This is a genomic window from Plantactinospora sp. WMMB782, assembly GCF_049179135.1.
Classification (GTDB): domain Bacteria; phylum Actinomycetota; class Actinomycetes; order Mycobacteriales; family Micromonosporaceae; genus Plantactinospora.
This window is the reverse complement of sequence record NZ_JBMHMC010000007.1, coordinates 3,803,787-3,815,770: the sequence shown is the minus strand read 5'-3', so window position 1 is coordinate 3,815,770 and position 11,984 is coordinate 3,803,787. Positions and strand designations below refer to the sequence as shown.

At 72.9% G+C, this 11,984-nt stretch carries 9 protein-coding genes and 1 pseudogene; 3 read left to right on the top strand and 7 right to left on the bottom strand.

Going from position 1 to position 11,984, the window contains the following annotated elements; genetic code table 11:
* Positions 1 to 127: 127 nt before the first annotated feature.
* Both ACN28A_RS19515 and ACN28A_RS19510 read right to left on the bottom strand, forming a co-directional pair.
* Positions 128 to 493 carry a WhiB family transcriptional regulator gene (locus tag ACN28A_RS19515; RefSeq protein ID WP_130464862.1) on the bottom strand — a complete coding sequence of 122 codons (366 nt, stop codon included), beginning with the start codon at positions 491 to 493 and terminating at the stop codon, positions 128 to 130.
* 682 nt (positions 494 to 1,175) lie between these two features.
* The gene (locus ACN28A_RS19510) at positions 1,176 to 3,344 is read right to left on the bottom strand and encodes an ATP-dependent DNA helicase UvrD2 (RefSeq protein WP_421396951.1); all 2,169 of its coding nucleotides are present in this window, start codon (positions 3,342 to 3,344) and stop codon (positions 1,176 to 1,178) included.
* A 136-nt stretch (positions 3,345 to 3,480) separates the two neighbouring features.
* On the opposite strand from ACN28A_RS19510, the gene ACN28A_RS19505 reads away from it, so the two are divergent.
* On the top strand, positions 3,481 to 3,726 hold the full coding sequence (locus ACN28A_RS19505) for a mycoredoxin (protein ID WP_278058540.1): 246 nt from the start codon (positions 3,481 to 3,483) through the stop codon (positions 3,724 to 3,726).
* Here the strand turns inward: ACN28A_RS19505 and ACN28A_RS19500 are convergent.
* On the bottom strand, positions 3,692 to 5,041 hold the full coding sequence (locus ACN28A_RS19500) for an MFS transporter (protein ID WP_421396950.1): 1,350 nt from the start codon (positions 5,039 to 5,041) through the stop codon (positions 3,692 to 3,694). The genes ACN28A_RS19505 and ACN28A_RS19500 overlap by 35 nt on opposite strands.
* A 279-nt stretch (positions 5,042 to 5,320) precedes the next feature.
* On the opposite strand from ACN28A_RS19500, the gene ACN28A_RS19495 reads away from it, so the two are divergent.
* Both ACN28A_RS19495 and ACN28A_RS19490 read left to right on the top strand, forming a co-directional pair.
* Positions 5,321 to 6,289 carry a helix-turn-helix domain-containing protein gene (locus tag ACN28A_RS19495; RefSeq protein ID WP_421396949.1) on the top strand — a complete coding sequence of 323 codons (969 nt, stop codon included), beginning with the start codon at positions 5,321 to 5,323 and terminating at the stop codon, positions 6,287 to 6,289.
* A 379-nt stretch (positions 6,290 to 6,668) separates the two neighbouring features.
* Positions 6,669 to 6,902, top strand: a pseudogene (locus ACN28A_RS19490) (hypothetical protein); the annotation flags it as partial.
* Between the two features lie 275 nt (positions 6,903 to 7,177).
* Here the strand turns inward: ACN28A_RS19490 and nudC are convergent.
* The 4 genes from nudC to ACN28A_RS19470 all read right to left on the bottom strand — a co-directional run bounded on the left by nudC (position 7,178) and on the right by ACN28A_RS19470 (position 11,895).
* Positions 7,178 to 8,149, bottom strand: a complete 972-nt coding sequence (gene nudC / locus ACN28A_RS19485) for an NAD(+) diphosphatase (RefSeq protein WP_421396948.1) — start codon at positions 8,147 to 8,149, stop codon at positions 7,178 to 7,180.
* Entirely contained in the window at positions 8,146 to 9,471 is a 1,326-nt protein-coding gene (locus ACN28A_RS19480; protein ID WP_421396947.1) for a M16 family metallopeptidase, read from the bottom strand. The genes nudC and ACN28A_RS19480 overlap by 4 nt, the downstream gene beginning before the upstream one ends.
* Positions 9,468 to 10,781 carry a M16 family metallopeptidase gene (locus ACN28A_RS19475; RefSeq protein WP_421396946.1) on the bottom strand — a complete coding sequence of 438 codons (1,314 nt, stop codon included), beginning with the start codon at positions 10,779 to 10,781 and terminating at the stop codon, positions 9,468 to 9,470. The genes ACN28A_RS19480 and ACN28A_RS19475 overlap by 4 nt, the downstream gene beginning before the upstream one ends.
* A gap of 154 nt (positions 10,782 to 10,935) precedes the next feature.
* Positions 10,936 to 11,895: a hypothetical protein gene (locus ACN28A_RS19470; protein WP_421396945.1), complete on the bottom strand. Its 960-nt coding sequence runs from the start codon at positions 11,893 to 11,895 to the stop codon at positions 10,936 to 10,938.
* Positions 11,896 to 11,984: the final 89 nt, after the last annotated feature.

Here is an 11,984-nt window from a genome sequence, read left to right as displayed (position 1 = left end):
TTCGTGGAGAAGATGCATCTTGGTGGCTCCGTCTCGGATGGGCATGGCAGTACTCGTTCTCGACACCGCGGCCATCGCGGTGTTCGGCGCCGATACCAGACCGGCGTTGGTACGGATCGGGTTCATGTCAGGCCGCCAACCGGACCGCGCTGCGCGACTCGGCAAGGCCACTGGCCGCCAGCCGCGCCTGGGCCTCGACCCGCAGCGCCGCGTCCCGGGCGACATCCTCCTTGCGCGGGCGACCCCGGGGCCGCTTGCGCGGAACGACCGCGCCACGCTCGAAGATCTCGCCGCCCCAGACGCCCCACGGCTCCGCCCGCTCCACCGCACCGGCGAGGCACTCGACGCGCAGCGGGCAGTCCCCGCAGAGCGACTTGGCCAGCTCCAGCTCGGCAGGCGAGTCGGCGAACCACAGGTCGGGGTCGAACTTCCGGCAGGGCAGGTTCGCCTCCAGCTCGACGTTCGCGTCGAGGGGGGCCAACGCCAGACTCATCGCCCGGTCACCTCTCTCTCGTTTCGATCTCGTAGATCGTTGTTCCGACTTACTTCGGCAGTGCGGAAATGACTAAGGCCGCGGATCCCGGTGTACGGGGTCCGCGGCCTCGAGGTGAGCCGGCTGGTCTGTGTTAGACCGGTCTCCCTCGAGGTGGAACCCCGCTGACATCCATCCGCTTGACGCCGACACGGATGCCATTGCCCGTGAATCCATTGGTCCCCTGGTGCTGCGCGGACGCGGGGGCCTGAACCAGCTCGGCCTGGGTCAGGACCTGGTGCGCCTGCGAGCGCCGGAGGAGATCAGTGATCAGCATGCAGCCGACCTCTGACACCGGAGCGGGGGCAGCAGGCAGCGCCCACGGTCGCTGGGTGACATAGGTCGTCCCCATTGGGGCCACCTCCTGACTCTCACTCGTCGCCAACATCGGACTCATCCCCCTCTTGAGCAGCCGGAAGACCGCCGCTCGCGAGGTGTGCCATGAGGCTATGCCCCCGCCCCGCACGAGGGCAAACGAATTACGGCGAGATTGCGGAACTTTCTTCCGACACCTGCCGACGGCCGCTCCGACCAGCCCGAACCACGGGCCGGTCAGCTCAGCCCGGCCGGTGGACGGTCGCCCTCCTTCACAGCCCGGCGCCCTGCCTCAACCCGGCGCCCTGCCTCAACCCGGCGCCCTGCCTCAACCCGGCGACGGCTCGGTCGGCTCGTCGGTCAGCAGCACGTCGTCGACCCCGACGCCGCCGACAAGCGCCAGCACGGCATCGCCGTACAGGGCGACCTTGCGGGGGCCGATCCCGGCGATGGCCAGCAGTTCCGTCGCCCGGCCGGGGCGGCGCTCGGCGAGCGCGACAAGGGTGGCGTCGGTGAAGACCACGTAGGCGGGGACCTTCTGCGCCCCGGCCACCCGGGCCCGCCAGTCGCGCAGCCGGTCGTGCAGGTCCTCGTCCAGGTCGGAGGGGCAGGTGGCGCAGCGGCCGAGCTTCCGGTCGGCACCCGCCAGCAGGGTCGCCCCGCAGACCCGGCAGGAGACGACCTGGGTACGCCGACGGTCGGGTTTCCGACTGCCGCCGGAGACGTCGGCGGTACGCGCCCCACCGGAGCGGTCGAACTGGGGCAGGAACCGGCACGGCCGGCGGGCCCGGCCACCGGGCGAGCGGGCCGAGGCGTACGACAGCCAGAGCCACTGCCGGGCCCGGGTCACCCCGACGTAGAGCAGCCGGCGCTCCTCCTCCACCTGCTCGACGGTCCTGGCATAGCTGGTCGGCAGCGTGCCGTCGGAGAGCCCGACCAGGAACACCGCGTCCCACTCCAGCCCCTTCGCCGAGTGCAGCGAGGCCAGCGTCACGCCCTCTACCGTCGGCACGTGCTGCGCGGCGGCCCGCCGGCCCAGCTCGGCACAGAAGTCGGCAAGCGTCACCGGCCGCTCCACGCTGGCCGCCTCGCCGATCGGCAGCACGGCCGGGCTGGCCGCGTACTCCTCGGCGAGCTGGACCAGGGCGGCGACCGCCTCCCAGCTCTCCCGGGCCGCGCCGCCGGGCGGGGGTTTCTCCGGTGTCCAGCCGACCGCCGACAGTGCCTCCAGCACGGCCGGGACCAGCGGCATGTCCCCGGGCGTCGACCGGGTCGCGGCGCGGAGCGCGACGAGCGCCTGCCGGACCTCGGTCCGCTCGAAGAACCGCTCGGCACCCTGCACCTGGTACGGCACCTCGGCCTCGGCCAATGCCTTCTCGTACGCCTCGGACTGCGCGTTGGTCCGGAACAGCACGGCGATCTCCCGGGCCGGCGTACCGGCGGCGACAAGTTCCCGGCAGCGCACCGCCACCGCCGCCGCCTCGGCCGGCTCGTCCGCGAAGATCCGCAGGTCCGGCTCGGGGCCCGGCGGGCGCTGCCCGACCAGCTCCAGCCGCAGCCGCGCCTCGGCCCCGCGGGCCTGCCGGATCACCGCGTTGGCCAGCCCGACCACCTGCGGCGTCGAGCGGTAGTCCCGGACCAGCCGGACCACCACCCCGTCCCGGCGCTGCCGGGGGAAGTCGACCAGGTACGCCGAGGTGGCCCCGGTGAACGAGTAGATCGTCTGGCTTGCGTCGCCGACCACGGTCAGGTCGTCCCGCCCGCCCAGCCAGGCCTCCAGCAGCCGCTGCTGGAGCGGGTTCACGTCCTGGTACTCGTCGACCACGAAGTGCCGGTACTGCGCCCGGATCTGCTCGGCGACGTCCGGGTGCTCCTCGATCCCCCAGACCGCCGCCCGGAGCATGTCCTCGAAGTCGATCACGCCGTTGGCCCGTTTGACCTTCTCGTAGCCGGCGAACACCTCGGCCACCTTCGCCGGGTCGTGCGGGGTCTCGCGCAGTGCCTTGGCCGCCGCGACGACGTACTCCCCCGGCTCGACCAGGGACGACTTGGCCCACTCGATCTCGCCGGCCAGGTCCCGGGCGGCGGCCCGGTCGGTGCGCAGCCCGGCTCGGGCGGCGGCCAGGGTGACCAGCCGGACCTTGCTGTCCAGCAGTTCCGGCATCTCCCGGCCGGCGAGCAGCCGGGACGCGAAGTACCGCACCTGGCGCAGCGCGGCGCCGTGGAACGTCCGCGCCTGCACCCCCGGCACGCCGAGCGCGCCGAGCCGGGCCCGCAGCTCGGCGGCGGCCCGCGCGGTGAAGGTGACCGCGAGCACGTGCCGGGCGGCGACCTCGCCGCTCGTCACCCGGTAGGCGATCCGGTGCGTGATCGCCCGGGTCTTGCCGGTCCCGGCGCCGGCCAGGATGCAGACCGGCCCGGCCGGAGCCGTCACCGCGGTCCGCTGCTCGGGGTCGAGCCCGGCCAGGATCCGTTCCACGCGTAGGTCAGCCGCCACAGGTAGGAATCATGGCAGCCCCCGCCGACGTTGCACCTTTAGCCTGTGTGATCGGCAACCCGTCCGATCAGGCGTCCGGCCGGAGCCGACCGGCGGACCGGGCCGGGAACGACTGAGTACCGCGGAGGTCTCGACGATGTTGACGATGTATTCCACGTCCTGGTGCGGCTACTGCCACCGGCTGAAGTCACAGCTGGACCGTGAGGGCATCGGGTACACGGTGGTGGACATCGAGCAGGACCTCGCCGCCGCGGAGTACGTGATGAGCGTGAACGGCGGCAACCAGACCGTGCCGACGGTCCGGTTCGACGACGGGTCGGCGTTGACCAACCCGTCGATCGTCGACGTCAAGAAGCACCTGGCCGCGCTCGCCGGGAGCTGACCCGGTCCGGAGGTGGGCCCGCCCCGGGTCCACCTCCACCGTCCGACCCGGTGACCGGCGGCACCTCCGGCAGGACCATGTCGGGCGGCAGCACGGCGGTCGACGGATCGGTCCGCACCGGCCCGCCGGTGGCGGTTGGCGCGGAGAGTCCCCGGCCCGCCCAGAGATAGCCGGCGGCGACCGTCATCACCACCGCGATCACCACGAAGAGCAGCCGGTAGTCGACGAAGCCGACGAGTACCGCACCGGTGCCGATCGAGATGGCCTGCGGGCCGCTGATCAGCGCCTCGGCGGCGGCGGTGACCCGGCCGAGCAACGGTCCCGGGGTACGCCGCTGGATCAGCGTGTTCAGCCCGACGAACGCGATCGGCAGGCCGAAGCCGAGCAGCACCAGGGCGACGAAGGCGAGCCAGATCCTCGGGTACGCCAGCAGCAGCGCCCCGGGCGCGAAGATCGCGACGCCCACGCCGAGCGCGGCCAGCTCGCCGAACCGGCGTACCACGGCCGGGGAGAGGAGTCCGCCGAGCACTCCGCCGACGCCCTGCACGGTGACCAGTACTCCCACGAAGCCGGGTTCCCGGCCGAGCCCCTGGTCCACGTACGCGAAGATCAACGACTCGCTGAACCCCATCACCAGTACCGCCAGCGCGGCGCCGACGACCGCCCGGCGCAGCGCCGGTTCGCCGACCATGTGCCGCAGCCCCGCCCCGACCTCGGCGACCCAGCGCAGTTGGGCCGGACCGGGCCGCCGCTCGACGATCCGCAGCGCGGAGATCGCACAGGCGGCGCCGGTGAAGCCGATCATGCCGACCGTGGGCAGGGTCCAGCCGCCGGCCCCGGAGTAGAGCGCCGCCCCGGCCAGCGGGCCGACCAGCCGGAGGCCCTGTTTGACGGTCTGCAGTACGCCGTTGGCCTGGGCCATCAGCTCCTCGGGGACGATCTGTTTGATCAGCCCGTTCAGGGTGGCACCGAGGGCGACGTAGGAGAGCCCGTACAGGGCACCCACCACGTAGATGATCCAGACGTCGGCGCGGTCCCGGACCAGGAAGAGCGGGGTGAGCACCAGCGCCGTGCCGAGATTGGTGACCAGGAAGAACGGGCGGCGGCGGAACCGGTCGACCAGCCAGCCGACGATCGGGGCCAACCCCATCGGGGCGACCATGGCGAAGATGGTGGCGCCGGCCAGACCGTCCGAACCGGTCAGGTCCTTCACCCAGACGGCCAGCGCCAACAGCATGATCGACTCTGCCGTCATGCTGAACACGAGACCGGCGAAGAGCAGCCGGAAGTCCGGACGACGCAGGATGGCTCGCATGCGAGGGGTCCCTTTCGAGGTGGCGGCGAACCGCCCGGGGGTGCCGAGGATTTCTCGCAGTCGATGGTGCTGGGCCGGCTGGCAGGGGCTCGGAACTCGATCGGCTATCTGACGACAGGTGCCGGAAGTGTCACGGAAGGCCCCCGCCATTTAGACACGCCGTTACCATTCGACGGCAGGCCGTGAAGAACGAGCGGCATACTGGACCGCCGGGAGCACGACCCGGACGGTCCGCACCCGCCCGGGAACGGGCTCGACCCGATCGAGAGCGAGGATCCAGTGCCTCCTGCCCACCCCAGCCCGATCCTGCGGCGGCGCAGGCTCGGCACCGAACTGCGCAAGCTGCGGGAGTCGGCCAAGCTCACCGGTGACCAGGTCATCGAGGCGGTGGGCTGGGCGTCGGCCTCCAAACTGTCCCGCCTGGAGAACGGCCGCAGTCGCCCCGACCTGCGCGACGTCCTCGACCTGCTGGACCTCTACAAGGTCACCGGTGAGCTCCGGGAGGAGCTGACCGCGATCACCAACGAGGCCGGCGACATCCGGGGCTGGCTGCGTTCGTACGCGACGATGACGCCCCGCCAGCGCGGTTACGCCGAACTGGAGGCCGGCTGCGCCGAGATCCGCGAGTACAGTCCGGTGATCGTGCCGGGCCTGCTGCAGGCCAGGCAGTACGTCAACCTGCGGATCCTCTCCTCCCGGCAGCTCGGCCCCGGGAGCGACGACACCGAGGACGCCGAGACCGAGGTGAAGGCCCGGATGGCCCGGCAGTCGCTGCTGACCCGCGACGGCGAGGCGCCGCAGTACTCGGCGGTGATCGAGGAGGCCGCGCTCGGCGACCGGGCCGGCCCGCGCGACGTGCTGCGCGCCCAGCTGATCCAGTTGCGCAAGCTGGCCGGGCTGCCGAACGTCACCATCCAGGTGCTGCCCACCGACCGGACCATCGCGGACTGGTACCTGCCGCACACCGGGTTCTCGCTCTACCGCTTCGCCGAGCCGCAGGATCCGGAGACCCTGGCGATCGAGGGGCTGGCCACAAACCTGATGGTGACCGAGCCCAAGGAGATCGCCACCTACTCGATGGTCTTCGAGTGGCTCCGGGAGGCGGCCCTCAGTCCGGAGGAGACGGTGGCCTGGCTGATCGAGAAGGCGGGGCAGCGCTCGTCGGGCGCGTCCAGGTCGGCCGGCCGCGACCCGGGAATGCCACCGACCCAGCGCAGCCGCCGGTCGGGGCGACTGACCGAACAGTAGTTCCGGCCACCGGTTCCGCGCCGCACTTCCGGCCGAGTCCACAGCCGCCGGTTCCGCGTCGTACTCCGGCCGAGTCCACAGCCGCCGGCTCCCGCAGAGGGTGCCGGCGGCTTCGTCGTACCCGCTGCCGGGGCGGCGTGCCCGGCCGGTACCGCTCCCCTGGCCGGGCGGCGGTTTCACCGGCGGCGGCTCGCATTACACAGCTGCGGCATGGCCGGTGTCACCTGATCGGACGAGTGGTTACTCCAATCGGCGCGTTTCACTTGCCCATTGGCCGGGACTGGGTGAATATAGCCCAAGGGGGGACGTGGAACTTCCACGAGATGACTTCACTAGGTAATCAAAGAATCATCGTCCGTCACGGCCTTCGGAGCCACCCATGCGGTTTCTCATCGTTCGCACGGACATCCGTGCCGCCGCTGATGACGACCTGGCCGCCGCCTGGGCGCAGGGGGAGCGCCTCCGCGACGAGCAGACCTCACCGGAACAACGCCGCCAGATCCTCCGCGCCGAGGACCGGGACGCGGCCCTGGTGCTGGCCCGGGCACTGGCCAGCGTGGGCGCGGTCCGCTCCGGACGGCAGCGGGTCAAGGTGGTACCGGTGGGCGAGCCCGACCGGCGACCCGACCACCCGTTCCAGGACCACGCCGCCGACCGGGCCCGCTCCGCCGAGCCGCGGCCGTCGAGCTTCCACCCACCGGGGCCGAACCCCGGCCCGCAGTCGAGGTTCGGCTAGACGACCGTCGTCGGCCGGGTGGCGTCCCCCGCCACGCACCATGCCTGAACCCGGCAACGACGGCCTATGATCTTGGCCCGTGATCGTCGCGGCAACGACGGTCGCGGGCCAAGATTCGCTCGGAGCCGGTGGTCCAGTTCCGACGGTACGGTCTAACCGGCATCCTCCAGCCAGCTCCGGATCAGGAACAGCGCGATCGACGACGGCGGCGGCAACGCCAACCGCAGCCCGGCCGCCACCTCCACCGCCTCCCCGGCGAGCACCGCGGCGATCTCCCGCCGGCTGAACCAGCCCGCGTGCGCGATCTCCGCCGGGTCCAGCCGGACCGGCCGCTCCGGGTCGGCGAGGGCGAAGAAGCCCAGCATCAACGAGCCGGGGAACGGCCAGGACTGGCTGGCGACGTACCCGATGTGGTGCGGGACCAGGCCGACCTCCTCGGTGACCTCCCGGACCACCGCGTCCTCGGCCGACTCCCCCGGCTCCACGTAACCGGCCAGGCAGGAGTACCGGCGCAGACCCGTCTCGGCGCGCCAGGCCGCGTTGTTGCCGAGCAGGCACCGCCCGTCCGGGCCGGCGACCCCGTCGTGCACCAGCACGATCATCGCCGGATCGGTGCGCGGCCAGAGCTGGTTGCCCGCCTCGTCCCGGCGGGACCAGCCGGCGTCCCCGACCACGGTGGACAACCCGGTCAACGACGAGTACAGGTGCCGGGCGTGCCAGTTCGCCAGCGCCACGGCGGTGGTGAGAAGGCCGGCGTCCCGGTCGCTGAGCAGGTGACCGACCTCGCGCAGGTTCGCCGGCCGGGTGCCGGCCAGCTCCGGCAGCGGCGCGTCGACCGCGAAGACCGGTACCCCGTCCGGCTCGACGCCGAGGAAGAGTCGCTCGCCCGGCCCGCTGTCCCGGGCCACGTCCGGACCGAACAGGACCAGCTCCGGCTTGTCGGCGGCCGGGCCGACCAGGGTACGTCCGCCCTTTGCCACGTCCACCACCAGCACCCGGGCCCGCCGCCAGGCGTCGGCCAGCCACTGCGGGTCACGGCGCCGGTGCGCCGCCCGGTCGAGGGTGGACCGGGCCAGTGGCGGATGGCCGGCGGGCAGGTCCAGCGGCGGCGGGCCGGAGGTCACGATTCCGCGGCCTCGACCCGGACCGGTCCCAGCACGCCCAGCGGCGCCTCGACCTGACCGGCGTCGCCGAGCACCACGCTGACCGCCCGGGCCGGCGCCAGGTACTTCGCCGCTGCCGCCGCCACGTCCTCCCGGGTCGCCTTCGCCAGCCGGGCGGCGTGCTCGGCCAGGAACTCCAGCCGCAGCCCCGAGCCGGCGTACGCGCTGGCCACCGCCGCCAGCCCGGCCTGGGTCGAGATGCCGAGCTGGAGAGTGCCGAGGGCGTACTGCCGGGCCTGCTCCAGCTCGTCCTCCTTCGGCGGCAGCGAAGCCAGCCGGCCCAGCTCGTAGACCGTCTCCAACAGGGCCGGCCCGGTCACCTCGGTGGCGACCTCGGCGGCCACCACCAGCGCCGATCCGGCGACCGAGTGCTCGATCAGCGAGTGCGGCCCGTACGTGTACCCCTTGTCCTCGCGGATGTTCTCCACCCACCGGGACGAGAAGTACCCGCCGAAGACCAGGTTGGCCAGTTGCAGCGCCGCATGGTCCGGATGGGTGCGCGGCACCGCCGGCAGCGCCAGCCGCATCGACGACTGCACCGAGCCGGGCCGGTCCACCAGCAGCAGCGGCCCCGGCTCGAGCGGCGGGACCGGCGGCAGTTCACCCGGTGCGCCGTCCCCGGTCCAGTCGCCGAGCGCCCGCTGCACCGCGTCCACCGCCCTGGCCGGCTGCACGTCCCCGACCAGCAGCAGGATCGCCCCGGCCGGGCGGATCCGGGCGGCGTGCAGGCTGCGCAGCGCGGCCGGCCGGACCGCCTCGACCTGCTCCGGCTCCGGGGTCTGCACCGCGTACGGGTGCCTGCCGTACATCCGCTTCAACAGCGCCCGGCGGGCCAGGTGGGTCGGCTGGCTCCGGGCCATCCGGATCCCGTCGATCAGCCGGGCCCGCTCGGTGGCGACCTCGTCGTTCGGATAGCTCGCCCCGGTCACCACCTCGGCGAGCAGTTCCAGGATCCGGCCCAGCCCGGTCGACAGGCCGGTACCAGAGATCATCAACCGGTCGGCGTCGGCTCCGGCGGAGAGGCCGCCGCCCACCTTCTGCAACTCGGCGGCGAGCTGCACCGAGGTCATCGACCCGGTCCCGCTGAGCAGCGTCTGGGACAGCATCAGCCCGCGGGCCAGGTGCGCCCGGCCGAACGGCACCCAGAGCCGCAGCTCGACCAGCGGCACCGCCGGCCGGCGCAGCACGATCACGGTGAGCCCGTTCGGCAGGGTCTGCTCGACCTCGCGGGGCAGCTTGAGCCTGCGGTTCGGCCCGAGCGGGGGCAGCGTGCGTACCGTCACCTGGCACCTCCACCGGGAACGACCTCGACGGCGGCGCGGCGCTGCGGTCGCAGGGTGGCGGCCGCCGCACGTACCTGCTCCTCGGTCACCTCGCCGACCAGCCGGGGCAGCTCGCCGAGCAGCTCCGGATCACCCCGCTGCTGTTCCAGCACCGCCATCTGCAGGGTCCGGCCGAGCACCGCGTCGGTCTGCCGGAGCAGGTGGGTGGCCATCCGGGCCTGGGTCCGGGCCAGCTCGTCGGCGGCCAGCCCGTCGGTGGCGAGCCGGTCGAGCTCCTCGTCGACGGTGCGCAGCACCTTGTCCGCCTCGCCGCCCGGCGGCAGATGTGCCTCGAACACCAGCGCCGTCGGATCCCGCACGTCGAACGGGTCGCCCATCAGCCCCAGGTATCCGCCGACGCTCGTCACCGAGCGGTCCCGCAGCACCAGCCGCTCCACCAGCCGGGACGCGTCGCCGTCGGTGAGCACCTCGGCCAGCACCACGTACGGCAGGTAGCCGGCGAAGTCGCCGATCGGGTCCGGCACCCGCCAGGCCGCCGCGACCGCCGGCAGCGGCGCCAGCGGATCGGTGTACGCCTCGCGCCGCTCGCCGGTCAGGTCCGGCTCGGCGAAGTCGGGCCGCACCGGGGCGGGCCGGGCCGGCACGTCCCCGAAGTGCCGTTCGACCAGCGCCGTCGCCTCGGCCACGTCCAGGTCCCCACCGACGGCGAGTACCGCGTTGCCGCAGGCGTAGTACCGGTCGAAGAAGTCGACCGCGTCGGCGATGCGGGCGCTCTCCAGGTCGTCGAAGGAGCCGTACCCGTCGTGCGCGTTCGGGAAGGTGTCGAAGACGACCGGCGGCAGCCGCAGCCACGGGAAGCCGCCGTACGGCCGGTTCAGCACGTTTACCCGGATCTCCTCCTTCACCACGTCGACCTGGTTGCGGAGGTTCTCCTCGGTGAGCTTCGGCCCGCGCATCCGGTCGGCCTCCAGGAAGAGCGCCCGCTCCAGGGCGTTGCTCGGCAGCGTCGACCAGTAGTCGGTGTAGTCCAGGTGGGTGGAACCGTTGAACGTCCCGCCGGCACCCTGGACGTGCCGGAAGTGCGCCAGCTTCTCCAGGTTCTCCGAGCCCTGGAACATCAGGTGCTCGAAAAGGTGCGCGAATCCCGTCCGCCCCTCCGGCTCCGACCGGATGCCCACGTCGTAGACGACCGCCACCCCGACCACCGGCGCGCTGCGGTCGGGCGCCAGCACCACCCGTAAGCCGTTGTCGAGGGTGAACCGCTCGACCGTGTGCTTCGTCGCTGGAATTCTCGATCTTCCCGCCGCCACGAACCGACCCTAGCGCGTCCCGCCGGCACCGATGCCCGGCCTCGCCACCTGCCCACTCCTCGGGCCGGCACCTGCCCACGTCTCGACCGCACCGCCCACTCCTCAACCGGCGCCGCCAACTCCTCGGCCGGTCGGCCGGCACCCGCTGGAGAACTCAGGCGGGTCGGACCGAGGCGAGCGCGTGCTCGACGACCCAGTCGAACTCGCGATGGGTGCCGGGCACCGAGATGTAGAGCACCGCCGCCGTCGAGCGACCCACGTCGATGCAGGCCACGGCGGCCAGTTCGTCGGTGGCCCGCAACCCCGGCCGGCTGAAGTGCAGTCGGAACACCGACACCCAGGCCGGGAGCCCGCCGAGGGTGCTCCGCCCGTCCCGGATCCGCTCCAGCCGGTTCGGCTGCGGGTAGTACTCGGTCCGCACGTCGGTGGTCACCTGCCGGCCGACGCACTCCAGGTCGAAGGTCAGGGCGTCGTTCTCGGCCGCCGGCACCGCCGCCGACAGGATCGACGCGTGGTAGTCGCTGAAGCCGTCGTACTCCCGCTCGGTGACGAAGTGCTGCCCGACCTTGTACGGCACCTCCAGCGTCCCGGCGCTCCACACGGCACGCCACGGCTGCCACGGCGCCCCGTACGTCGGGTACGAGATGCCGGCCTCCGGGTCGACGGTCCGCTCTCCGCTCAACGGCCGCCCCGGCCCGGCCGTCGGCACCACCGGCTCGGGCCGCGGCGCCCCCGTCGGCCCGGGTACCCCCTGGGACGGTCCGCCCGGTGACGCCGGTCCCTCCGGGGCGGCCTGCCCCGACGAACCGGGCGGCGGACACTTCCGGGCCAGCGGCGGACGTACGTCCGTCGGTGCCTCCGGTCGGCTCCACAGCGGGTCGACCCCGCCGGAGAGGGTCAACCCCAGCACCACCACCAGGCCGATCACCAGCAGACTGCCGGCCGCCCCGGCGAACCACCACAGCCGACGGTCCCGCCCCGGCCTGCGTGGCGGCTCGGGTAGCTCGGGCAGCGGCGTCGGCAGGCCGATCCGGGTGACCGCCCCCGCCGCCCATGCACCACCGGGCCGCCGCTCGGTACCGTCGTCGGTCGCACGCGGGACGTTAACCGGCATACCTCTAGTGAACACCACCGGCGACCCGGCGAGCGGCCCGGCAACCGGTCGTGCTCGCGCCGGGCCGGTACGGCGTCGTCAGCCGCGCC